We start from the raw sequence: 23789 nt of genomic DNA, 5'->3' as shown, positions 1-23789 counted from the left end.
GCCAACTTCAGTTAATAACTAATTTCAGTCAATAGCTTAATATCAGTTAATCGCCAATTTTAATTAATAACTTACTTCAGTTCGTCGACAAACGTTTCGGCGCGACCAATGTAATTGGCTGGCGTCATTTTCTTCAGTTCAGCTTTCACTGAGTCTGGTAATTCAAGTCCGTCAATAAACACTGACAGTTGCTGCGCGTCGATACGTTTACCGCGCGTCAGTTCTTTTAATTTTTCGTATGGCTTTTCAATACCATAACGACGCATTACCGTTTGTACGGGTTCTGCTAACACTTCCCAGTTGTGATCTAACTCATCACGCAGATGCGCTTCGTTAACTTCTAACTTGCTGATGCCTTTTAAGGTCGCTTGATACGCGATCAACGCATGGGCAATACCTACACCTAAGTTACGCAGTACAGTCGAGTCAGTTAAGTCACGTTGCCATCTTGATAACGGCAGCTTAGATGCTAAATGTTGCATCAGGGCGTTAGCGATACCTAAGTTACCTTCAGAGTTTTCAAAATCGATGGGGTTAACTTTGTGCGGCATAGTCGATGAACCGATTTCACCGGCGATAGTGCGTTGTTTGAAGTGACCTAGGGCGATGTAACCCCAAATATCACGGTCAAAGTCAATCAGCACAGTGTTGAAACGGGCAACCGCATCAAACAATTCGGCAATGTAATCGTGTGGCTCGATTTGCGTCGTGTAGGCATTCCAGTGCAAGCCAAGGCTAGTCACAAAACGCTCAGACAGCTCATGCCAATTAACTTCAGGATAGGCTGACAGGTGAGCATTGTAGTTACCTACGGCACCATTCAGTTTACCCATGATTTCAACATTGGCGATTTGTTTGATTTGACGTTCAAGGCGCACTGCGACGTTCGCCATTTCTTTACCGAGCGTCGAAGGTGACGCGGGTTGGCCATGGGTACGTGACATTAATGGCACAGAGCGATATTCAATCGCCAGCTTTTTAATTGCCGTCAGCAACTCATTGCAGTAGGGCAGTAAAACATGCTCACGGGCTTCAGTCAGCATTAAACCGTGGCTTAAGTTGTTGATATCTTCAGAAGTACAAGCAAAGTGAACAAACTCACCCACAGCGGCTAATTCGCTATTGCCTGCGATTTTTTCTTTAATGAAGTATTCAACCGCTTTTACATCGTGGTTAGTGGTGCTTTCGATAGCCTTAACACGCAGCGCATCTTGTTCGTTGAAATTGTCTTTAATGCCATCGAGTACGGCGATAGCTGACGCGCTCAATGTTGGCACTTCGCTAATGTCTGGACAGTCGGCTAACAGTTTTAGCCAATTGATTTCAACTTGAACACGGTACTTGGTAAGACCGAACTCGCTGAAAATCCCTCTCAATGACGCGGTTTTACTACCATAACGACCGTCTACCGGAGAGATAGCAGTTAGTGCGGAAAGATCCATGTGTAGCTCCTTGATGAACGCTAATTTTATTATAGGGTAAGACTTTTCTTGGCTGTATCGACTATGGCTTTGCGGGCGAAGACTAAGTGTCGACGTTTACCGCCCAACTGACGCCACAGTACTGCGCTGCGTATAGCGGCAAGCAGCAGAGCACGAATTTTATGTTGTACAATAGGGCGCTGCAAACACACAGGATTACCCGATATTTGGATTTTTGGCCCTAAATTACTGATGATGTCACTGTAAATGCTGGCAAGATTGGCAACGACTTGCTCATCTGTGATGGCAAAATGATGTAGCTGGCGATTCACTTGATTAATACGTTCAGCCAACATGCCTAAGCCACTGTTAGAGCGCACGAGTTTACGCTCTAGGGCAAGCACGCCCACTAAATAGCGGGTGATTTCAACATCTTTTTGGCTGCTGTCACCGAGCTGATTCAGGATCAGTTTATAGCCTTTTTGCAATACGATTTTATCTTGGTAGACATCGGCCGTATTGTCAGGATTGGTGACGAGAATAGTGTTTAAGCTCGCTGCGAGCTCGGCAATATCCAATTCGCCATGGCGCGCTAAATGTTGAACTTGGGCAATGGCTTGCAGTATGCCTGCAAACGCCATAGTCCGGTTAATGAGTTGCTCGTTCACGCGTTACCCTCGGATTAATTGATCTATGATGCCGCCACCTAGGCAGACTTCACCATCATAAAATACCGCAGACTGTCCAGGCGTCACCGCCGCAACAGGTTCATCGAAGACCACGCGCAAGGTGTGTTCATCTGTGTAGGTCAATGTACAAGGCACATCTTGTTGGCGATAACGGGTTTTGACAGTGATATGACAACCATCGACAGGCCCAGTTCTATCCACCCAATGCAGTTGGTTAACTGTCATGCCGGTCGACATCAAACGGGGATGGTGTCCGCCTTGACCCACGATCAATACGTTACGCTCAAGATCTTTATCGACCACATACCAAGGATCGTCATTGCTGTTTTTCATGCCGCCAATGCCTAAGCCTTTACGTTGGCCTAAGGTGTGGTACATGAGTCCTTGGTGCGTGCCTATGACTTCGCCTTCTGGGGTTTCGATATTGCCAGGCTGCGCCGGTAAATAAGTCCCTAGAAATTCAGTGAACTTGCGCTCACCGATAAAGCAGATGCCAGTACTGTCTTTTTTGTCATGGGTGATTAAGCCCATTTCTTTCGCAATTTCACGAACTTGATGTTTTTCGAGCTCACCGACAGGGAACAGGCTTCGGGCTACTTGTTCATGGCTAAGGGTGTAGAGGAAATAACTTTGATCTTTATTGCCATCAACGCCACGGAGCATTTGCGTACTGCCGTCGCTGTTATCGCGACGGCGAACATAGTGGCCCATTGCGATGTAATCGGCGTCGAGGATTTCGTCGGCAAATTCTAAAAATGCCTTAAATTTGATTTCTTTGTTGCACATGATATCGGGATTTGGCGTGCGGCCGGCTTTGTATTCGGCGAGGAAATACTCAAATACATTGTCCCAATATTCGGCAGCAAAGTTGACTGTATGTAGCTTGATCCCAAGCTTGTCGCACACGGCTTGGGCGTCTTTTAAATCTTCTGCGGCCGCGCAGTACTCGTTATTGTCATCTTCTTCCCAGTTCTTCATGAAAAGGCCTTCAACCTGATAGCCTTGCTGCATAAGCAAATAGGCTGAAACAGATGAATCTACACCGCCGGACATGCCGACAATGACTTTTTTTCCTGTATGAGTGGGTTCGATTGATGTCATAAATCCTAAAAACCATTGAGTATGTGTGTTGGCTAGGTGGATGAATTTAAGCCGCGACATTGAGCGCGTAACAAAAATACCTAACCTAACTAAAAATATGGGCTAACTAAAAATCCAAGCTCACTTTAAATCCAAGCTAACTTTACATCTAGGTGCTGTGCTGCTGATTGCTAAATCAAACTTTTCCAGCGCTATCAAATAAAATGAGTCCGCAAACTGTCAGTAAACCTCGCATTTACGGCCAACTATTTATTTGCTGTACAAGGCCTCTGCAGTAGCACACGCATTAAGCTTAACCAGCCGTTTATGCGGGGCGGTATTCTATCACGCCTTGCTCGCTTGGGCTATCGTGAGGCGGTCACTATTGAGTAAGCTAAGGGGATAAGTTTGGCCATTTTGTGCCTGATTGAGATAGTCTTTTAAGCAATCGAGTACTAAGGGGCTGCGCAGTAAAGATGGCATGGCTTCTATCTGCGCAAGACTTAACCAATGCGCACTATGGATCGCTTTATCCTGCGGCGCAGGTGAGGGCATATCATCTAACTGCACGAAAAAAGTAAAGCGCACAAAGGCTAAGTCTTCACTGGCGCTGAGTTGATAAATGCCGACGAGTCCTTGGGCTTTGAGTGATAACCCTGTTTCTTCAAACACTTCGCGCTCACAGGCTTGGATCAAGCTTTCATTCGCTTCTAAGTGACCCGCGGGTTGATTAAAGCGTTGCTCGCCTTCAATCCACTCTTCTACCATCAGATATTTGTCCTGTGAAGTTGCATGAACAATACAAGCGACGGTCACATGGGGTTTATATCTTTGACTCATGGAGCCTCCTTTGAGTGGATTTGAATGAAGAAAGTAGGCTGAAATTTAGACTTCATCACCGAGACGGATACATTTGTGCTCACCCGATGGCAAATTATCTAGACTCCATTGGCCTATTTTATAACGGATTAATCTTAAGGTCGGAAAACCGATATGCGCTGTCATGCGTCTGACTTGGCGGTTGCGGCCTTCATGAATTTGGATTTCTAGCCAAGTTGTTGGGATATTTTTGCGCTCTCTCACCGGTGGATTACGTGGCCAAACGTCGGGTGAATCCATAATTTTGACTTTAGCTGGCAGCGTTATACCATCATTTAATTCAACACCTTGTCGCAGTTTTGTCAGTACATCTTCCGTCGGAACGCCTTCTACTTGCACCCAATAGGTTTTAAAGGTTTTCTTTTTTGGCTCTGTCAGCCTTGCCTGTAATTGACCGTCATTGGTCAGCAGCAATAAGCCTTCACTGTCTCTATCTAAGCGGCCTGCGGCATACACGTCAGCAATCGGGATATAGTCTTTTAGGGTCTTGCGACCTTGCTCATCGGTAAACTGGCAAAGTACATCAAAAGGCTTATTAAACAGCACAATAATCGGTGCGAGCGTTTGGCTCTGCACCGGTTTTGCCGCCGCAATTGCGCGTCGATTAGGATTTTTAAAGGGTTCTTTCTTTAAACTGCCATTGGCATTTCGTGCTGGCGCCACTTTGCTATCTACGGCGGTAGCGCGGTTGGCAGGGCCTCTGCTGGCGGGCTTAGCGGGTTTAATCGGGCTCTTGGCTGGGGAACTAGCGCTGGCATTGGCACCTTTAGGTTGAAACTTGTTTTTGGTCATACTTTTGCTAACAGGAGGTTGAGACACGCTTACCTGACTTGATTGAGTCGTTAATGTGGTCATAGTGTACTTGGCATTCGCCGTTAGTGGAATTTGAATATTATTGCGAATGCTCTATGATGTCGGCCAGAAAATGTGATCTGTGCCTAAATGTTTATTAGGTTTTAATGAGTCGTTGTAACAAATTTTAGCTTGCGCGCAAAGACAGAAGGGCATTGAGAATTTGAAAGGTGAGGGCGTGGTCGATTGCCTTGATTGATATTTTCCCTGTGCTCAGATTTGTTTGCCATGCTATAAAATTATTATAAAAAATATTAAATTTTACAATAATGTAGGATGTAACATGAAAGATAACTCATCAACAATTATTTACACTGAAACAGACGAAGCGCCAGCACTGGCCACCCTCTCACTCTTACCTATTATCAGAACGTTTACCGACGCCGCGGGCGTTGCGGTTGAAACCCGTGATATCTCGTTATCGGGCCGTATTATTGCCAGTTTCCCTGAGCAACTGACCCAAGCACAAAAGATTGGCGACCATCTGACAGAGCTTGGCGAGTTAGCGAATCAGCCAGAAGCGAACATCATCAAGTTACCGAATATCAGTGCTTCGATCCCACAATTAAAAGCCTGTATCCTTGAACTGCAGCAAAAAGGTTACGACATCCCTAATTATCCGGATGAGCCAAAAACCGACGCTGAAAAGTCAATTAAAACACGTTACGACAAGATTAAAGGCAGTGCGGTAAACCCAGTACTGCGTGAAGGTAACTCAGATCGCCGTGCCCCATTATCGGTGAAAAACTTCGCCAAGAAAAACCCGCATTCCATGGGGAAATGGGCCAAAGATTCCAAGTCACACGTTGCCCACATGACTGACGGTGATTTCTACGGCAGCGAACAGTCTGTCACTTTATCTGATGCGGGCAGCGTGAATATCGTGCTGACCCAAAAAGATGGCCAAGAAGTGGTACTCAAGTCCGGTCTTAAGTTGCTGGCTGGCGAAATTATCGATGCTGCGGTGTTGAGTAAAAAAGCCTTAGTGAGCTTCTATGAGCGTGAAATCGAAAACGCCAAAGCTGAAGATGTGCTGTTATCGCTGCATCTGAAAGCCACTATGATGAAAGTGTCTGATCCTATTATGTTTGGTCACGCTGTGAAGGTCTTCTTCAAGCCAGTATTTGACAAACATGCGGCGCTTTTCGCTGAATTAGGCGTTGATGTTAACAACGGTTTTGGTGATGTTTATGCCAAGATCGCGACATTACCTGCTGATAGCCGCGCCGAAGTCGAAGCCGATATCGCCGCCGTTTACGCTGCGCGTCCCGCATTGGCTATGGTTGATTCTGACAAAGGTATCACCAACTTACACGTGCCAAGCGACATCATTATCGATGCGTCTATGCCTGCTGCGATTCGTTCATCTGGCCAAATGTGGGGACCAGACGGTCAACTGCATGACACTAAAGCCATGATCCCAGATCGTTGTTATGCCGGTATCTACCAAGAAACGATTGCTTTCTGTAAAGAGCACGGCGCTTTTGATCCTAAAACCATGGGCAGCGTGCCAAACGTGGGCTTGATGGCGCAAAAAGCCGAAGAGTATGGCAGCCACGATAAGACCTTTGAAATTCCTGCTGACGGTGTGGTCAACGTTGTTGATGCCAGCGGTAAGGTATTGATGAGCCATAACGTGGAAGCGGGCGATATCTGGAGAATGTGCCAAGTTAAAGACGCACCTATCCGTGATTGGGTCAAACTAGCCGTGCGCCGTGCCCGTTTAAGCAATACCCCTGCGGTATTCTGGTTAGATAGCAAACGTGCCCACGATGCGCAAATCATTGCTAAAGTGCAGCAGTATCTGCCAGAGCATGACACTGATGGCTTAGACATCAGCATTATGTCTCCAGAAGATGCTACGCGTTTGTCTTTGGCTCGCATCAAAGAAGGCAAAGATACCATTTCAGTTACGGGTAACGTTCTACGTGACTACCTGACTGACTTGTTCCCCATCCTCGAGCTAGGCACCAGTGCCAAAATGCTGTCAATCGTTCCATTAATGAACGGCGGCGGTCTATTTGAAACAGGTGCGGGCGGTAGTGCACCTAAACATGTGCAACAGCTTGAGAAAGAAGGTCACTTACGTTGGGATTCACTGGGTGAATTCTTGGCTCTGGCGGCGTCTCTTGAGCATTTAAGCCAAACCGTGGGCAATCCAAAAGCCCAAGTATTAGCCGATACTTTAGATCAAGCCATTGGCCAATTCTTAGATAGCAATAAATCCCCATCAAGAAGAGTCGGTGAGTTAGACAACCGTGGCAGCCATTTCTACTTAGCCATGTACTGGGCACAAGCCTTAGCAGCGCAAACCAGCGATGAGCAGTTACAAGCACACTTTATTCCGTTAGCGCATGCGCTAGCGGCGAATGAGCAAGTGATTGTGGCTGAATTAGCGACGGCACAAGGTGCACCAGTCGATTTAGGCGGTTACTACCGTTTAGATGCGGTTAAGGCTGAAAAAGCCATGCGCCCAAGCGAGACGTTGAACAAGCTGTTGATTGCTTAATCCTGCTCGTTATCACTTTTAGATGGCGTGCGCGTCAGTGTTGCCATCTAAGTTGATATAAAGTTGTAAGTCATTAGACTGATTTTAAAAAAGGATCTGCATTGCAGATCCTTTTTTATACCTTAAATTTGCTGTCGAGACCGATGATAAAATCTTTTTGCTGGTGATGTGCGGCGATTGAACTTGAATTAAATTCCTGCGAAATGATGATGAGCGATGCAGCATTAAGTGGTGAGAATTGATGAAAAACGCAGCAATAAAAAGGCAGGGACAAGTCCCTGCCTTTTAGATCATTGGCCTCACCAAACGTTATTTTGTTGGTGAAATGGCTGAAGCGTGCATCCCTTTTGGACCGGCTTCTACTTCAAATTGAACGGGTTGGCCTGCTTTTAGAGTTCGATAGCCTTCCATTTCAATGGTAGAATAGTGTGCAAAAACGTCCTCACCACCTTGATCAGGGCAAATAAACCCGAATCCTTTGGCGTTGTTGAACCATTTAACAGTTCCGCTTGCCATACTTCCACTTCCTTCTGTTGTCTACTTACCAGTAAGATAGTAAAACCTGTATAGACGGGTATTCGTTCACCGTCTGCACAACAGAATGTAAGGAGTAAATGCGGAAGTCAAGCTAAAATTAACAAAGGGGTAACAACTGATTAATTTGAACGGATCAATTGGAAGAGGCCAACACGAGAGGCTAGTATTAAAAAATGGCAAAGATAGGAAATATTGAACACGTTGAAGAACGTGTCGAATCAGAGTTAATGCCGCCTTCGATGTATAAGGTGGTACTCAATAATGATGATTACACCCCAATGGATTTTGTGATTGAAGTTTTGCAGGTTTTCTTTCGCAAGAACGAGCAGGAAGCGACCGATATCATGTTGACGATCCATCACCAAGGAAAAGGCATTTGCGGTATTTTCCCGTTTGGGATTGCAGAAACTAAGGTGATACAAGTAAATCAATTTGCAAGACAAAACCAACATCCGTTACTGTGTTCGTTAGAGAAAGCATAAAACCGCTTTACTCTGTAGTCTGTTGTTAATTTTGGGGGTGCTTATGCTGAACAAAGATCTGGAAGTCACCTTAAATCTGGCGTTTCAGCAAGCCAGAGACGCGCGTCACGAGTATATGACAGTGGAACATCTGTTATTAGCTCTGATCGACAATCCTGCGGCTCAAGAAGCGTTAATCGCCTGTGGAGCGAATCTAGATAAACTCAGAGATGAAGTGGCAAGCTTTATCCAACAAACAACCCCAATCATTGCCGATATTGATGATGACAAAGAAACTCAGCCGACGCTTGGGTTCCAGCGAGTGCTGCAACGGGCAGTATTCCATGTGCAGTCATCGGGTCGCAATGAAGTGAACGGCGCTAACGTGTTAGTCGCCATTTTCAGTGAGCAAGAATCCCAAGCCGTGTATTTACTGCGCCGCTGCGACATTAGTCGCCTAGACGTAGTGAATTTCATTTCTCATGGTTTCGCCAAAAATGATGATGCTGAGTCACATCAAGATCAAGAACGTGTTGAAGAGCAGGGCGAAGGCAGCGAAGAGCGCAGTATGTTGTCGCAATTTGCGTCCAACTTAAATCAACTTGCAAAGCAAGGGATCATCGACCCACTGATTGGTCGCGACCAAGAAATTGAGCGCGCGATTCAAACCCTGTGCCGTCGCCGTAAAAATAATCCACTGTTAGTGGGTGAGGCGGGTGTAGGTAAAACGGCGATTGCCGAAGGGTTAGCGTATCGCATTGTCAATAAACAAGTGCCCGACGTAATGCTTGAAGCGACAGTGTATTCCTTAGATTTAGGTTCACTGTTGGCGGGAACTAAGTATCGCGGCGACTTTGAAAAACGCTTTAAGAACCTGTTAAAAGAACTGGCGGCGGATAAGCATGCCATCCTATTCATCGATGAGATCCACACCATTATCGGTGCGGGCGCGGCCTCTGGCGGCGTAATGGATGCCTCTAATCTGCTGAAACCTTTGCTATCTAGCGGCAATTTGCGTTGCATGGGCTCGACTACTTTCCAAGAATATCAAAGTATTTTTGAGAAAGATCGCGCACTTGCACGTCGTTTCCAAAAGGTGGATATCAATGAGCCTTCAGTGGAAGAAACCACTAAGATTTTGATGGGGCTTAAGTCTAAATACGAAGAATATCATGGGGTTCGTTATACTCAGGCCGCGATCAGCAGCGCTGCAGTATTGTCGGCCAAGCACATCAACGACAGGCATTTACCCGATAAAGCCATCGATGTGATTGATGAAGCGGGTGCGCGTATGGTGATGCTGCCTATGAGTAAACGTAAAAAGACCATAGGCCAGGCCGAGATTGAGTCGATTGTGGCGAAAATGGCACGTATCCCTGAGAAGTCGGTATCCGCTACTGATAAGGACTTACTGCGTAACCTTGAGCGCAACCTTAAGATGGTGGTCTTTGGCCAAGATAAGGCCATTGAGAGTCTGAGTTCGGCCATTCGCTTATCGCGCAGTGGCTTAGGTGCTGACCGAAAACCTGTGGGGAGCTTCTTATTCGCCGGTCCCACCGGTGTGGGTAAAACCGAAGTCACTAACCAACTGGCCAACTGCTTGGGGATGAAACTGGTGCGCTTTGACATGTCTGAGTACATGGAAAGCCATACAGTGTCACGCCTGATTGGTGCGCCTCCTGGTTATGTGGGTTATGACCAAGGTGGCTTGCTCACGGATGCTGTGATTAAAAATCCGCACTGTGTCGTGCTATTGGATGAAATTGAGAAGGCCCACCGTGATGTCTATAACCTGCTGTTGCAGGTGATGGATCACGGTACTTTGACCGATAATAATGGTCGTAAGGCTGACTTCAGACATGTGACTTTGGTGATGACCACTAACGCGGGTGTACAGGAGACTATTCGTAAGTCGATTGGCTTTACCCAGCAAGATCACACCCAAGATGCATTATCTGAAATTAATCGAGTATTTTCGCCAGAATTTCGAAATCGTCTCGATTCCATCATTTGGTTCAATCATTTGGACATGACGATTATCGCCAAAGTGGTCGATAAATTCTTGGTGGAATTGCAGGCTCAGTTGGATGCAAAACACGTTACTTTGGAAGTCAGCGACGAAGCCAGAACCTTATTGGCCGAGAAAGGCTACGATAAGAACATGGGTGCACGTCCAATGGCTCGGGTCGTGACCGAATTGATCAAACGTCCATTGGCAGACGAGATCTTATTTGGTGTCTTAGAGTCAGGCGGTGTTGCGTATGTGGATGTGAAGGAGGGCGAGATTGTCATTCGCACCGAACGTCACGAAAAAGCGACAACAAAAGCTTAACGCTTGATTATCCATTAGTTTTAGACATAAAAATGGCTGCAATTGCAGCCATTTTTTTCATCTTTCGCAAACAAAAAAACCCGGCCTTGCCGGGTTTTTAAATCTAAGAGGCTATATCAGCGTGCGCGGAAGACAATGCGACCTTTGGTCAGATCATAAGGAGTCAGCTGGACGGTAACTTTATCGCCAGTGAGGATCCGGATGTAGTTTTTACGCATTTTGCCTGAAATGTGGGCTATCACCACATGACCATTTTCAAGCTCTACACGAAACATTGTGTTTGGCAAGGTTTCAAGGATAGTGCCTTGCATTTCAATGTTGTCTTCTTTCGCCATTAATTAATTATCCCATTAGCCTTCGAATATAAAAAACGGGCGTATCATGCCCCAAATTCCCCCCGCTGTAAAGGGGAAGTACTTAGCAAACTTGGGAATACTCCCAGCCCGTCGGTGTCAGAATTTGATAAGGGCGATACAAACGCTTGTAAGACATCTTACGGTTTTCATCTATTTGATATCCGAGATAAACAAATTCTTTATTCATGAGTTTCGCCAGTCGACACTGAATTAAAATTAACAGTGCACCGAGGGAGCGATGTTCTTCGTCGGGGTCAAAATAGCTGTAAATTGCCGAAAGACTATTGGGCAAACTATCAGTGACCGCAACTGCCAATAATTTATTTCCATCATAGACTTCGATAAACGTTGGCGGTAACCAATGGCAAAAAAGAAAGTGATTATATTGATCTTCACTTGGGGGAAACATGGGGCCGTCAAAATGTCGCCCACGAATGTAATGTTCATATAGCGTATATTGCTCGGCGGTTTGCTCCGATGTAATTCGCCAAGTCAGATCTTGGTTTTTTGCTAAAGTGCGTTTTTGGCGTTTCGATGGGACAAATTCATGCGTTGGCACACGGATTGGTTGGCATGCACTGCATCTAGGGCAGCGAGGTTTGTAGATAGAGCTACCACTACGGCGAAAACCTACCGCGAGCAAACGCTCAAATAAAATGGGATCGAGCGTATCTTCTTGGATGACGAGTAGCTGCTCCTGCTGGCCATCAAGGTAGCTGCAGGGAAATATTTGACTGATACCGATAGCGATCGATGCTTTACTCGAGTTCAAGGATGACCTCTTTAGTGGCCCAAGTATTTGGGTCCACGGGATTGTTTCTCAGTTCGCTCAGTAACGTTATAAAATCAATGCGTTTAATAGCTTTAGCTCCCAAACTTTCTAGGTGGGGATTCATCACTTGCGCGTCGATGAGTTTGAATCCCATCTTGAGTAAATGTTGTTGCAGTGCTGCAACGGCGGCCTTGGACGCATTGGTTTTTCGGTGAAACATGGATTCGCCACAAAATACTTGGCCGATCGCTAAGCCGTAAAGCCCACCGATTAAACGTTCACCTTCCCACACTTCAATGGAGTGGGCATGACCTGTGTGATGCAATTCGCGATAGGCCATTTGAATTTCTTGGGTGATCCAAGTGCCGCTCTGTTTTTCTCTTGGCTGCGCGCATCCCGCCATCACATCGGTGAAAGCGTGATTGATAGTGATCCGCCAAGGTTGTTTTTTTAAGTATTTACGCAGGCTGGTGCTGATGTGAATTTCACCTGGAATAAACACGGCGCGGGGATCCGGTGACCACCATAGGATGGGATCGTCAGAATTAAACCAAGGAAAAATACCGTTGTAGTAAGCAGAGAGTAAACGTTCAGGACGTAAGTCGCCGCCGATAGCCAATAAACCATTAGGATCGGTTAAGGCGAGCTCGGGCGAAGGAAAAGCGTCAAATTCGTGATTCAGGAAAGACAGTGACTTCACAATTGAGTATGATTTAGTTATAGACCTTATTATTAAGTTAGCGGAAATTCAGATATGTGGAAACCTACTCTAGCAAGCTTTATGTTTATTTTTGCTTTTATCATCAGCCCCGCTAATGCTGGCTATGATCGCAATCAAGCCGTGCCAGTTGAGAAAGTACTCTATGGCGATATCACTTCGGTACGTAATATCACCGAAACCCAGTTAATTGAAGACCGTAATCAAGGTTGGAAAACCTTCGGCGGCGCCTTAGCGGGTGGGGTGATTGGTAATCAGTTTGGTGGCGGTTCGGGTCGAGATGTGGCGACGATTTTAGGTGCCTTGATTGGTGGTGGTATCGGTAACCGTTATGGCAGCGGTACTAGCGTGCAATCGTTTAAGCTGGTGGAACTGATGATCAATCAAGAAGATGGTACTCAGGTCATGGTGATCCAAGATTACGATGCTGGCATGACGTTTAACGCGGGTGACAGAGTTCGAGTGGTGTACCTGCAAGGTGGCGTGCGTGTTGATATCGCGATGTAAGCGATTGTCTCATATTGAATAAGTGCTCATCTTCAGTAAATGGTCATTTTGAGTAACGGACGGTAATGCAATGACACGGACAGAACTAAGCCAATATTTAGCCGATTTTTTACATGTGTCGGCCTTTAAGGATTACGCACCCAATGGGCTGCAGGTAGAAGGCAAGGATGAGATCCACACCTTAGTCACGGGCGTGACAGCGTGTCAGGCCTTGATCGATGAAGCGATTCGATTAAACGCCGATGCGATATTGGTTCATCACGGCTTTTTTTGGAAGAATGAGCCTGAAGTGATCACAGGCATGAAACAACGCCGAATTAAGGCGCTGCTCAAGCATGATATTAGCTTGTTTGGATATCATTTACCCTTAGATGCCCACCCAATGCTCGGTAATAACGCGACTTTGGGGAGACAGCTTGGGATCGTCGACGCAGAAGCCATCGAAGAGGTGGCTCAGGGGCTACTGTGGCGTGGAAAACTTGATCTTGCAGTCAGTGCTAGCGAATTTTCTCACACCCTTGAGAATGCGTTAGGCAGAGCCCCACTGCATATTGGTGATAGCGATGCAAAGATCCAACATGTAGCTTGGTGTACTGGTGGCGCACAGGATTATATCGATGTTGCGGCGAGTTTAGGTGTGGATGCGTTTATCAGTGGTGAAGTGTCCGAGCGAACGTTTCACAGTGCGGTAGAGCAGGGCATACATTATTATGCAGCGGGTCACCATGCGACTGAGCGTTTCGGTATTGAAGCCCTAGGCCGTCATCTCGCCCGTGAGTTTGATCTCGTGCACCATTTTGTGGATATCACCAATCCGGTCTAATCCATTCATAAAGCGGCTTATGATGACCATCTAACTGTTTTATTCCTAAACGAAAGGCGAGCATGGCTCGCCTTTTTTATTGTGGTTTATTATTACTTATAGTCACTCAAATCCCTTTCTCTAGCGTTTGTGTAATCAGCTCGTAGCTACTGCTAGATCAGCTCCAAAGTGGACAATACAAAGATGCCTAAGGTGCACGTGATCAGCGAGCAGACTGTGGTTAGCGCAATAATATTGGCTGCAAGGGGCGCATTGCCACCCATGGCGCGCGCCATCACATAGCTTGCGGCTGCGGTGGGTGCAGAACTCATTAAAAAAACCAGTGCTAACTCAATCCCTCGATAACCCAACAGCAAGGCCCCAATAGTGATAAAAAGCGGGGCAAAGATCAGTTTCAATGCGGTCGAGAACCAAGTTGTATGCTTTTCATGTTTGAGTGAACCAACATCGAGCGAACCGCCGGTACACAGTAGCGCTAATGGCAGGGTCATATTGGCGAAGTATTGTCCCGCATCGAGCACCATTTTCGGTAGCGGAATGGAGAGCAAGTAGAACAAGATGCCAACCATAATGGCAATGATCAACGGGTTTTTGGTGATGGTCTTGATGATCACGCCAAATGCATGTTGGCTGGATTCTTCGCCTTTAGGGCTTAGGCAAATAACCGCTTGAATGTTATACAGCAGCGTCATCGAGGCAACATAGACCGCGGCTAAGGCAACACCAGAACTCCCATAGGCGTTGGAAACGTAAGCTAAGCCGATAATGGCGGTATTGGCTCTAAATCCCCCTTGAATGATCACACCTTGGTCTTTGTGCTTGGGAAATAGCCGCCCAGTTGCATAGGTGGAGAGTATAAAAAACAGGAAATTGGCCACTAAACCATAGCCAATCAAGGGCGCACTGGAGGCGAGATCGTGATTGGAGCTAATAATGCTAAGGAACAACAAGGCTGGCAGCGTCACGTTAAAGACTAATTTTGATGCAACATCAATAAAGTTTTCATTGATGATTTGGGTGCGTTTTAGGATCACACCGAGTGCCAACATCAAACAGATTGGACCCGTAATCGAGGCCGAAAACAGCAACTGCTCAACGATATTTCCCATAACAACTCCTCGAATTATTCATTTAGCACTGCGTCGATTTTAGACTTGTTACTGATATGAATGTCACATTGCCGTGAATATCTTGTCGATAGAAATACGAGTTTTAACTCGGTCTCTTAAACCACTCAGCTAAAATTAAATGGCTTAAACTCAGTCTTTTAAAAGACTGAGTGACACTTGCGGCCACGAATCGGCTCAAACAATCGATATCAACAAATAAGGCCACATAAAATGCGGCCTTATTGATTTTTCGAGCGTTATCTAGCGCAGATTACTTAACCCGCATGCCAGGCTGTGCGCCTTCATGGGGTTCTAAAATCCACAGGTCGCTGCCACCAGGGCCAGCGGCCAAAACCATGCCTTCTGACATGCCAAAACGCATCTTACGTGGTGCTAAGTTAGCCACCATCACAGTTAGTTTGCCTTCAAGGTCTTCTGGCGAATAGGCCGATTTGATCCCAGCAAACACTTGGCGCGTTTCGCCACCGATGTCGAGTTGTAACTTCAGTAACTTGTCAGCGTCAGCAACATGCTCGGCTTTCACGATACGAGCGATACGCAGGTCTATTTTAGCAAAATCATCAAAGTTGATGGTTTCACTAATAGGATCGTTAACCAGAGGCTCACTGCTGACATTAGATGATTCAACCGTCTTTTCAGGCGCAGCCGTCTTTGGTGCGTCGGCCGTGACTTGCAGGTTATCCTTGGAATCGGCAACCATAGCATTGACTTTATCCAGCTCAACACGTTGCATCATGGCTTTGAATGGCGCGATTTCATGACCCGCTAAATCTTGGTTCAATGCATTCCAAGTGAGCGGTAGTTGGAAAAAGGCTTCCACATCTTGGGCTAAACGTGGCAATACAGGTTTGAGATACGTCACGAGAATACGGAACAGATTCAAGGCATTTGAACACACTTGATGGGCCGCTTCCTGTTGATCATCGTGTTTCACCATTTGCCAAGGTGCAGCATCGGCTACAAAACCGTTAGCAATATCCGCCAGTGCCATGATTTCGCGCATTGCTTTGCCGTATTCGCGGCCTTCGTAAAATTCGGCAATCACCTCTTGCTTGGCTAGAAACGCTTCAGTCAGGGTGGTGTCGTTAATTTTCGCTAGCTTGCCATCGAAACGTTTAGTGATAAAACCTGCGGTGCGTGAGGCTAAGTTCACTAGCTTACCGACTAAGTCTGAATTCACGCGCTGGGCGAAATCTTCGAGATTTAAATCTAAATCGTCGATACGGCTGCTGAGTTTGGCGGCGTAGTAGTAACGTAAATATTCAGGATCTAAATGCTCTAAATAAGTTCGCGCCTTGATGAAAGTGCCTTTGGATTTTGACATCTTAGCGCCGTTGACCGTCACATAGCCGTGGGCATAGACGCTGTTTGGCTGGCGGTAACCTGAGCCGTGTAACATGGCTGGCCAAAACAGACTGTGGAAGTAGACTATGTCTTTACCGATGAAGTGATAAACCTCGGCGGTTGAATCTTTGCCCCAGAATTCCTCAAAGCTCAGCTCAGGGCGTTTGTCACAGAGGTTTTTGAACGAACCCATATAACCGATAGGCGCATCGAGCCAAACGTAGAAATACTTGCCTGGCGCATCGGGAATTTCGAAACCAAAATACGGTGCATCACGGGTGATATCCCATTGCTGCAATCCTTGCTCGAACCATTCGTCGAGTTTATTGGCCATTTCGACTTGCAGGGCACCAGAGCGAGTCCACTCTTTTAGCATGCCTTCGAAGGCGGGCAGGTCGAAGAAAAAGTGCTCAGTGTCTTTCATCACTGGTGTCGCACCCGATACTGCTGATTTTGGATTGATGAGCTCAGTTGGGCTGTAAGTCGCGCCGCAGGCATCACAGTTATCGCCGTATTGATCCGGTGACTTACACTTAGGACAAGTGCCTTTTACGAAGCGGTCTGGCAAGAACATGGATTTCTCAGGATCGAACAGCTGAGAAATACTCTTGCTCTTGATATAGCCATTCGCACGTAGCTTGAGATAAATATCACTCGCCAGTACGCGGTTTTCATCGCTGTGGGTGCTGTGATAGTTATCGAAGGCGATATTGAAATCGGCAAAATCCTGCTGATGTTCTTTGTTCACTTGGGCAATCATGTCTTCTGGCGCTATGCCTAATTGCTGTGCTTTAAGCATGATTGGCGTGCCATGGGCGTCATCGGCACAAATATAGTGGCACTCATGTCCACGAAGCTTTTGATAACGTGACCAGATATCTGTCTGTATGTATTCCAGCATGTGACCTAAATGTATCGGTCCGTTTGCATAGGGAAGTGCGCTGGTCACGAGAATTTTACGTTGTGAAGTTGCCATCTTGTCTCAAATATCGTGGTGGGCCAAAAATATTGGTAGAGATACTAACCGATTACAGGATGATTTTCATCAAAACCTGAGCCAATTGAGCTAAATCTGCGCTAATGTTTTCTGCATTATCTGGTACACTTGGGCAAATTTATTGGTGGGGGTAATTCTTTTGTCTTCAACTCAAACTGATTATCGTCTGAATGACGATCTTCTCGGGCCAGTTCTGGCTATTCTCGATTCATTTGTTGACCCGTATCTCGCGAAAGGGTTAGTGAGCGCAGGATGCGTAAATAAGCTGGCATTGGAAGGTAAGCGTTTGCAGCTTGGCTTAGTTTATCCATATCCTTGTATGACCCAGTATCGCGACACTGTTATGGCGCTGACGAATAAGTTAGCGGTGCTCGATGCTATTGATGAAGTCGAGTGTGAAATCGATTTTCAACCTAAAGCCTACTCAGCGTTATCTTCTATTGCGCCGATTGCCAATGTGAAGCAAGTGATTGCCGTAGCCTCAGGTAAGGGCGGCGTGGGTAAGTCAACCACAGCGGTGAACTTAGCTTTGGCATTAGCGGCTGAAGGTGCGCAGGTGGGTATTCTCGATGCGGATATTTACGGCCCGTCAGTGCCTATGATGTTAGGTATTCCTAATTTCAGACCGCTTTCCCCCGATGGCAAACATATGACAGCCGCCAGTGCCCATGGTATTGCCGCGCAGTCGATTGGTTTTATGCTCAGTGGTGATGAAGCTGCCGTCTGGCGTGGCCCAATGGCTGCGGGCGCGTTGGCCCAGTTACTGAATGAAACCCAATGGCCAGAACTGGATTATTTAGTCGTTGATATGCCACCAGGCACAGGGGATATTCAGCTCACGTTATCGCAAAAAGTTCCTGTGAGCGGCGCCGTTATCGTGACTACACCGCAGGATATCGCGCTGGCCGATGCCAAGAAGGGCATCAATATGTTCCAGAAAGTGAACATTCCTGTGCTGGGTATTGTCGAGAACATGAGTTTCCATTTATGTCCTGAGTGTGGTCATAAAGAACATCCATTTGGAACACACGGCGGCAGTAAAATCGCTGAACGCTATCAAGTTCCACTGTTAGGCGCTTTGCCGCTGCACATCAATATCCGTGAAGCCATGGATAATGGTGCGCCGACCGTCGTTGCAGATCCTGACAGTGAAGTCGCAGCTCTTTATCGGGAAATTGCCCGTAAAGTGGGCGCAGAATTGGCTTTAAAGCAAAGCCAGAAAACAGTTTCTATTAGTGTTTCAGATGACGAGTAAGGTTTAAGGGTATGAATTCTCAGCAGTGTGTCATTATTGCAATTGCTGGCGCGTCAGCATCGGGCAAAAGTTTAATTGCCAAAACGATTTTTGACGAATTGCGCCGCGATTTAGGCACAGATCAAATTGGGGTAATTAATGAAGACGCGTACTATCGCGATCAGAGTCATTTATCCATGGATGAACGGGTATTAACGAATTACGATCATCCAAAAGCGCTGGATCATCAACTGTTGTGCACGCATTTACAGTTGCTCAAGTCTGGCGAAGCTGTTGATATCCCTTGTTATAGCTATACAGAACATACACGCACCGCAGAAACCTTAAAGATGACACCGAAAAAGGTGATCATTTTAGAAGGTATCTTATTGCTGACCGATCCTAAGTTACGTGCCCTGATGGACGCGAGTGTGTTTATGGACACACCGCTGGACATTTGTTTCCTACGTCGCTTAACTCGTGATGTGGCCGAGCGGGGCCGTACTATGGAGTCTGTGATTTCACAGTACAAGAAAACCGTGCGTCCTATGTTCTTACAGTTTATCGAACCCTCGAAACAATACGCCGATATTATCGTTCCCCGTGGCGGCAAAAATCGTATTGCGACCGATATTTTAAAGACTCGTATCCAACATTTACTGGCAAAATAACGACATAAAAACTCAAGGAGTAATAGGCAAGATGCGCTTAACCGATATCGAAATTGAACAGGCCCTTGATAACGGCACTATCGTAATAGAACCTCGCCCAGGCATAGAAGCTATTTCAGGCGTCAGTGTTGATGTGCGCTTAGGTGGACAGTTTCGCGTCTTTAAAGATCATACCGCGCCTTTTATCGACTTGAGTGGTCCAAGTGCTGAGATGCAAGCGGCGCTCGATCGGGTGATGAGTGAGATTATCGAAATCCCCGATGGCGAAGCATTTTTCTTGCATCCTGGCGAATTGGCTTTGGCTGTGACTTACGAGAGCGTAACTTTACCTGCTGATATCGTCGGTTGGCTTGATGGCCGTTCGTCTCTAGCGCGTTTAGGGCTGATGGTACACGTAACGGCGCACCGTATCGATCCGGGTTGGCAGGGTAAAATTGTGCTCGAGTTTTATAACAGCGGCAAGTTGCCTTTAGCTTTGCGTCCACGCATGACTATAGGTGCGCTTAACTTTGAACGCTTAAATCATGCGGTTGCACGTCCTTATAACACCCGTAAGAGTGCCAAGTACAAAGATCAGCAAGAAGCGGTGGCTAGCCGTATCAGTCAGGACTAACACGCGTGTTCTGGGTGAATGGCGCATCGCAGGCAAGTGTCGACCCTTCTGATCGAGGGCTTGCCTACGGTGATGGTCTGTTTGCAACGATGCGAACGGACGCTGAGGGGATTATGTTTTTTGAAGCCCATCAAGCCCGTTTAACCGCAGGCGCCGCAAGGCTTGGATTTCAATGGCAAATGAGTGAAGCATTGCAACAGCAACTGAATACCTTAGCCATTGAATATCCTCATAATTGCATTAAGTTAATCGTTTCCCGTGGTGTTGGTGGTCGTGGCTATACACCGCCAGAAACGGTTAATCCTACTGAAATCGTCTCAGTTCATACTATCCCCGGCCATTATGCTCAGTGGCAGCAACAGGGTATTAGCCTTAAAACTTCGTCGGTACGATTGGGTTTGCAGCCTCTGTTGGCAGGGATGAAGCATTTAAATCGACTCGAACAAGTCTTAATAAAATCCCACCCTTTACCGCAGGGATTTGATGACTGGTTAGTCAAAGATATCGAGGAGAATGTGATTGAATCTTCGATGGCGAATGTATTTTTTATCAAAGATAATCGCATTATCATGCCTTCATTAGCCCTGTGTGGCGTGGCGGGTGTGATGCGCGAACAGATAATGTTGGCCTTGCTTGAACAGAACATGAATATCGAATGTTTGCCCGTTGGCGCCGAGCGTTTAATCGAATTTGACTCAGCGTTTATCACTAACAGCGTTTTAGGGATTGTGGATGTACTGGCGATAGACTCGCTCAAGTTCACCCGTGCTCCGATTACCGCGCAACTTAGACAGACACTTTCACTCACTCTATGAAAAAAATCATTATTATCGCCAGTTCAACCCTGTTGACCTTGCTAACCTTAGTCTGTTTGGGTGCCTTTTGGGGCTATCAAACGGTTGTCGAATACAGTCAAACGCCGCTGAGTCTCAGCGAGCCTAAAGAGTTGAAGGTTGAACGCGGCACCAGTGTAAATCAACTGGCGCAGCAACTTGCCGATGACGGCGTTATTCAAGATACGTGGAAACTCAAGTGGCTACTTAAGTTCCGTCCTGAGCTTGCCAAAATTCGCACGGGACTTTATGAAATATCACCTTCACAAACGATTACTGATTTACTCAATGATTTGATCGCTGGGAAAGTAAAAACCTTCAGTTTGACCTTAGTTGAAGGTAAAACTATTGTGGAATGGGAACAACAGCTTACCAGTGCTCCGCATTTACAAATGTCACCAGAAGCATTTGCTGCGGTATTGATGACACAAGGCGATGATTCTGGTTTGCCTGAGGGAAAATTCTTCCCCGACACTTATCATTATACCGCCGAGGCGGATGCTAAAGTCATGCTGACTCAAAGCTATAAAATGATGGAGCAGGAGCTTGCCAAAGCGTGGGCAGAACGGGCGCCAAATTTGCCGTTAAAATCGCCCTATGAAATGCTGATTTTGGCATCGATAGTTGAAAAGGAAACCGGCCAAGCCCATGAGCGTGAGCAAATCGCCGGTGTATTTGTTAATCGTCTTAATCTAGGTATGCGTCTGCAAACCGATCCGACCGTTATTTACGGTATGGGCGATCGCTATAAGGGCAATATCACCCGCAAAGATTTAGTCGAAGAGACGCCTTTTAATACTTATCGCATCTTTGGATTGCCGCCGACGCCGATAGCTGCACCGAGTAAAGCCTCATTGATGGCCGTGTCTAAGCCCGCCAGTGTGAGTTACCTTTATTTTGTATCGCGCAACGATGGCACCCATGTGTTTTCAACCACGCTTGAAGAACACAATCACGCCGTAGACGTCTATCAGCGTAAGATAAAACCAGCGACGCCAGAAAAATCACCAAAGTAAAAATGCAGAGAAAGAAAATCCAATGTCAGTTTTTGCAAAATTTATCGTTATTGAAGGTTTAGAAGGCGCAGGTAAGTCGAGTGCGATTAACCTTATTCGCGACTTTATTGAAAAACATACGGGTAAAGCGCCGATTTGCACCCGCGAACCGGGCGGTACACCGTTGGCCGAACGTATCCGTGATTTAGTTAAGATTGCCGATGCGAACGATCCCCTGTGTGATGAGGCCGAGTGTTTACTCATTTATGCTGCCAGAGCTCAGTTAGTTGCTAATGTCATAAAGCCCGCGCTTGCGCAAGGGCAATGGGTATTGGGTGATAGACATAATCTATCGTCATTAGCTTATCAAGGTGGTGGCAGAGGTTTAATGCCGTTAGTGGAAGCGGTGAGCACTGCAACACTAAAGGGATTTAAACCCGATCTTACTTTGTACTTAGATTTAGATCCTAAGCTTGGGCTTACCCGTGCAGCTAAACGTGGTGAGCTTGATAGAATTGAGCAACAAGCGATTGATTTCTTTGAGCGAGCACGCGCTACATATCTCAAACTTGCCAGCGAAGATGACAGTATCGTGGTTATAGACGCGAGCCAAACTATGGCTGAAGTGCACAAAGATATCTTAGCCGTGCTTCAGGCGATGGTATGGTAGCCGAGTCCGGATTTACGGCTGAGCAATTACCTTGGCTCGAAGGGCCAAGACAGGCATTTTTAGCGCAATTAGCGCGTCAAAAAATACCTCACGCACAACTCGTGGGCATTGATTCAGCCTATGGTGGTGAGTTGCTGAGTGTGTTTATGGCGCGCGCGGCTATGTGTTTGCAGCCAACGCCTGTGGGAGCGTGCGGTTTTTGTAAGTCTTGTCAGCTCTATGATGCGGGCAATCATCCTGATTTTTATCATATCGCCGCCGATGGCAATCAAATTAAAGTCGATCAAATTCGTGAGCTGTGTACGCGTCTGACAGCCACCGCACAGCAAAGTGGCAGGCGTGTAGCGATTATCCACCACAGCGAGCGTCTTAACTCCGCAGCCGCGAACGCACTCCTTAAAACCCTTGAGGAGCCAGGTAAAGACACCTTACTGATTTTGCAGTCGGATACGCCTGCACGTTTGATGGCGACGGTTAGCAGTCGTTGTCAACGCATTCCCTTTGTCGTTCCGAGTCGAGAGGTCATCAAAAACTGGCTTGCCCAGCGATGTGGTATTCAAGAGGATGTAACTTGGTGTTTGAGTGTGGTGGGTGGGCCGTTAAAGTTGGCTGAGAGCTTGCAGTCTGAGGGTAGCCAACAGAGTCGGTATCAATCCTTGCTACAATTTCGCAAAGATTGGGCACAAAGTTTGTCGTCTGGTCATCTGTGTGCTAGTTTGTTAATAATAAGTGAACAACAAATAATTGATGTTCTTAAGGTTTTGTACCTACTTATACGACAGGTTTTACTGAAAAATAGCCATCAAGATGCGTTTGTTCATGCGCAGCTCGGGAATTTGGCGGCTAAGATCATGGGAATGTGTCATAGCTTAAACACAATGCCGAGCGTCAATTATCTGGCCCTGTGTCAAAGTTATGTCTTAGAATATAGAGAGATAACAAATAAGTAATATGCCATGGTAGATCTCGTCGTTAATTTTGATACCTTACATCAGTTATATCGTGCCTATATGCCTTTTATTAAGCCGGCAGGATTATTTATTGCGACCAGTGAAAGTCATTATCTTGGCCAACCGCTGACGATTGCGTATCGTTTACCCGGCGCAACCCTTACTAATGAATTTCGTGGTGTTGTGGTGTGGATTAATCCCTTAGGAGCGTCGGGTGGCCGCCCTGTGGGGATTGGCATTAAAATTATTTCTGAGCCAGATAGCCATAAACACCATATCGAAAAGTTACTGTCCCGCGAACTCGCTTCCGGCGATCTAACCTGCACTATGTAAGTTGGCCCGCATTATTGCTCTGGTTTAAACGTCTGCTCACTGCCTAAACTGGCTATTTACTTCTGTTGAATTTGACCTCGATC

The 23789-nt window shown here is 46.5% G+C and carries 24 protein-coding genes; 13 read left to right on the top strand and 11 right to left on the bottom strand.

What is annotated here, in order from left to right:
- Window positions 1-71 precede the first annotated feature (71 nt).
- From purB to rluE, 5 genes are all read right to left on the bottom strand, one after another.
- Window positions 72-1442 (bottom strand): adenylosuccinate lyase, encoded by a 1371-nt coding sequence (gene purB, locus L5M71_RS17515; protein WP_113940534.1) that lies wholly within the window; start codon window positions 1440-1442, stop codon window positions 72-74.
- 29 nt (window positions 1443-1471) lie between these two features.
- Window positions 1472-2089 (bottom strand): high frequency lysogenization protein HflD, encoded by a 618-nt coding sequence (gene hflD / locus L5M71_RS17510; protein WP_263207831.1) that lies wholly within the window; start codon window positions 2087-2089, stop codon window positions 1472-1474.
- A 3-nt stretch (window positions 2090-2092) separates the two neighbouring features.
- Window positions 2093-3211 carry a tRNA 2-thiouridine(34) synthase MnmA gene (gene mnmA / locus L5M71_RS17505; RefSeq protein WP_014610717.1) on the bottom strand — a complete coding sequence of 373 codons (1119 nt, stop codon included), beginning with the start codon at window positions 3209-3211 and terminating at the stop codon, window positions 2093-2095.
- A gap of 324 nt (window positions 3212-3535) precedes the next feature.
- On the bottom strand, window positions 3536-4030 hold the full coding sequence (locus tag L5M71_RS17500; protein ID WP_198572319.1) for an NUDIX hydrolase: 495 nt from the start codon (window positions 4028-4030) through the stop codon (window positions 3536-3538).
- A gap of 45 nt (window positions 4031-4075) precedes the next feature.
- Entirely contained in the window at window positions 4076-4861 is a 786-nt protein-coding gene (rluE, locus tag L5M71_RS17495) for a 23S rRNA pseudouridine(2457) synthase RluE (RefSeq protein ID WP_258547645.1), read from the bottom strand.
- A gap of 343 nt (window positions 4862-5204) precedes the next feature.
- Between rluE and L5M71_RS17490 the strand changes: the two genes are divergently transcribed.
- Window positions 5205-7430, top strand: coding sequence for an NADP-dependent isocitrate dehydrogenase (locus L5M71_RS17490; protein WP_263207826.1), 2226 nt, complete (start codon window positions 5205-5207; stop codon window positions 7428-7430).
- A 309-nt stretch (window positions 7431-7739) separates the two neighbouring features.
- Here L5M71_RS17490 and cspD read toward each other — a convergent pair whose 3' ends face one another.
- Window positions 7740-7946, bottom strand: coding sequence for a cold shock domain-containing protein CspD (gene cspD, locus L5M71_RS17485; protein ID WP_006081937.1), 207 nt, complete (start codon window positions 7944-7946; stop codon window positions 7740-7742).
- A gap of 194 nt (window positions 7947-8140) precedes the next feature.
- Here cspD and clpS point away from each other — a divergent pair, with 194 nt between their 5' ends.
- Together clpS and clpA are read left to right on the top strand one after the other, a co-directional pair.
- Window positions 8141-8449 carry an ATP-dependent Clp protease adapter ClpS gene (clpS, locus tag L5M71_RS17480; RefSeq protein ID WP_006081936.1) on the top strand — a complete coding sequence of 103 codons (309 nt, stop codon included), beginning with the start codon at window positions 8141-8143 and terminating at the stop codon, window positions 8447-8449.
- 43 nt (window positions 8450-8492) lie between these two features.
- Window positions 8493-10760: an ATP-dependent Clp protease ATP-binding subunit ClpA gene (clpA, locus tag L5M71_RS17475; protein WP_131523328.1), complete on the top strand. Its 2268-nt coding sequence runs from the start codon at window positions 8493-8495 to the stop codon at window positions 10758-10760.
- Window positions 10761-10876: 116 nt separating this feature from the next.
- On the opposite strand, the gene infA is transcribed toward clpA, so the two are convergent.
- The 3 genes from infA to aat form a co-directional block, all read right to left on the bottom strand.
- Window positions 10877-11095, bottom strand: coding sequence for a translation initiation factor IF-1 (gene infA / locus L5M71_RS17470; protein WP_006081934.1), 219 nt, complete (start codon window positions 11093-11095; stop codon window positions 10877-10879).
- Window positions 11096-11177: 82 nt separating this feature from the next.
- On the bottom strand, window positions 11178-11888 hold the full coding sequence (locus tag L5M71_RS17465; protein ID WP_028759740.1) for an arginyltransferase: 711 nt from the start codon (window positions 11886-11888) through the stop codon (window positions 11178-11180).
- Complete coding sequence (gene aat, locus L5M71_RS17460; RefSeq protein ID WP_131523329.1) at window positions 11875-12588, bottom strand: leucyl/phenylalanyl-tRNA--protein transferase; 714 nt, start codon at window positions 12586-12588, stop codon at window positions 11875-11877. The genes L5M71_RS17465 and aat overlap by 14 nt, the downstream gene beginning before the upstream one ends.
- A 54-nt stretch (window positions 12589-12642) precedes the next feature.
- Between aat and L5M71_RS17455 the strand changes: the two genes are divergently transcribed.
- Together L5M71_RS17455 and L5M71_RS17450 are read left to right on the top strand one after the other, a co-directional pair.
- Complete coding sequence (locus L5M71_RS17455; RefSeq protein ID WP_028759742.1) at window positions 12643-13113, top strand: glycine zipper 2TM domain-containing protein; 471 nt, start codon at window positions 12643-12645, stop codon at window positions 13111-13113.
- 70 nt (window positions 13114-13183) lie between these two features.
- The gene (locus L5M71_RS17450; RefSeq protein WP_219251602.1) at window positions 13184-13936 is read left to right on the top strand and encodes a Nif3-like dinuclear metal center hexameric protein; all 753 of its coding nucleotides are present in this window, start codon (window positions 13184-13186) and stop codon (window positions 13934-13936) included.
- A gap of 152 nt (window positions 13937-14088) precedes the next feature.
- Here L5M71_RS17450 and L5M71_RS17445 read toward each other — a convergent pair whose 3' ends face one another.
- Complete coding sequence (locus L5M71_RS17445; RefSeq protein ID WP_219251601.1) at window positions 14089-15045, bottom strand: AEC family transporter; 957 nt, start codon at window positions 15043-15045, stop codon at window positions 14089-14091.
- A gap of 271 nt (window positions 15046-15316) precedes the next feature.
- The gene (metG, locus tag L5M71_RS17440; protein ID WP_219251600.1) at window positions 15317-17386 is read right to left on the bottom strand and encodes a methionine--tRNA ligase; all 2070 of its coding nucleotides are present in this window, start codon (window positions 17384-17386) and stop codon (window positions 15317-15319) included.
- Window positions 17387-17546: 160 nt separating this feature from the next.
- On the opposite strand from metG, the gene apbC reads away from it, so the two are divergent.
- Genes apbC through L5M71_RS17400 form a run of 8 tightly spaced genes read left to right on the top strand, consistent with a single transcriptional unit; the run spans window position 17547 to window position 23706 of the window.
- The gene (apbC, locus tag L5M71_RS17435; protein ID WP_006086266.1) at window positions 17547-18662 is read left to right on the top strand and encodes an iron-sulfur cluster carrier protein ApbC; all 1116 of its coding nucleotides are present in this window, start codon (window positions 17547-17549) and stop codon (window positions 18660-18662) included.
- Window positions 18663-18673: 11 nt separating this feature from the next.
- Window positions 18674-19312 (top strand): uridine kinase, encoded by a 639-nt coding sequence (udk, locus tag L5M71_RS17430; RefSeq protein ID WP_028759746.1) that lies wholly within the window; start codon window positions 18674-18676, stop codon window positions 19310-19312.
- A gap of 31 nt (window positions 19313-19343) precedes the next feature.
- Window positions 19344-19925 carry a dCTP deaminase gene (gene dcd / locus L5M71_RS17425; RefSeq protein WP_028759747.1) on the top strand — a complete coding sequence of 194 codons (582 nt, stop codon included), beginning with the start codon at window positions 19344-19346 and terminating at the stop codon, window positions 19923-19925.
- A gap of 5 nt (window positions 19926-19930) precedes the next feature.
- Complete coding sequence (pabC, locus tag L5M71_RS17420) at window positions 19931-20740, top strand: aminodeoxychorismate lyase (RefSeq protein WP_263207822.1); 810 nt, start codon at window positions 19931-19933, stop codon at window positions 20738-20740.
- Window positions 20737-21774: an endolytic transglycosylase MltG gene (gene mltG, locus L5M71_RS17415; RefSeq protein WP_263162745.1), complete on the top strand. Its 1038-nt coding sequence runs from the start codon at window positions 20737-20739 to the stop codon at window positions 21772-21774. Before pabC ends, mltG begins: the two co-directional genes overlap by 4 nt.
- 22 nt (window positions 21775-21796) lie before the next feature.
- The gene (gene tmk, locus L5M71_RS17410) at window positions 21797-22423 is read left to right on the top strand and encodes a dTMP kinase (RefSeq protein ID WP_028759750.1); all 627 of its coding nucleotides are present in this window, start codon (window positions 21797-21799) and stop codon (window positions 22421-22423) included.
- Entirely contained in the window at window positions 22417-23373 is a 957-nt protein-coding gene (gene holB / locus L5M71_RS17405) for a DNA polymerase III subunit delta' (protein ID WP_263207820.1), read from the top strand. The genes tmk and holB overlap by 7 nt, the downstream gene beginning before the upstream one ends.
- Window positions 23374-23379: 6 nt before the next feature.
- Window positions 23380-23706: a PilZ domain-containing protein gene (locus L5M71_RS17400; protein ID WP_028759752.1), complete on the top strand. Its 327-nt coding sequence runs from the start codon at window positions 23380-23382 to the stop codon at window positions 23704-23706.
- The last annotated feature ends 83 nt before the right edge of the window (window positions 23707-23789 follow it).

Source organism: Shewanella sp. SW1 (assembly GCF_025653545.1).
Classification (GTDB): domain Bacteria; phylum Pseudomonadota; class Gammaproteobacteria; order Enterobacterales; family Shewanellaceae; genus Shewanella; species Shewanella oncorhynchi.
Note: the sequence above shows the minus strand (reverse complement) of the source record. Positions and strands in the feature narration are given on the sequence as shown.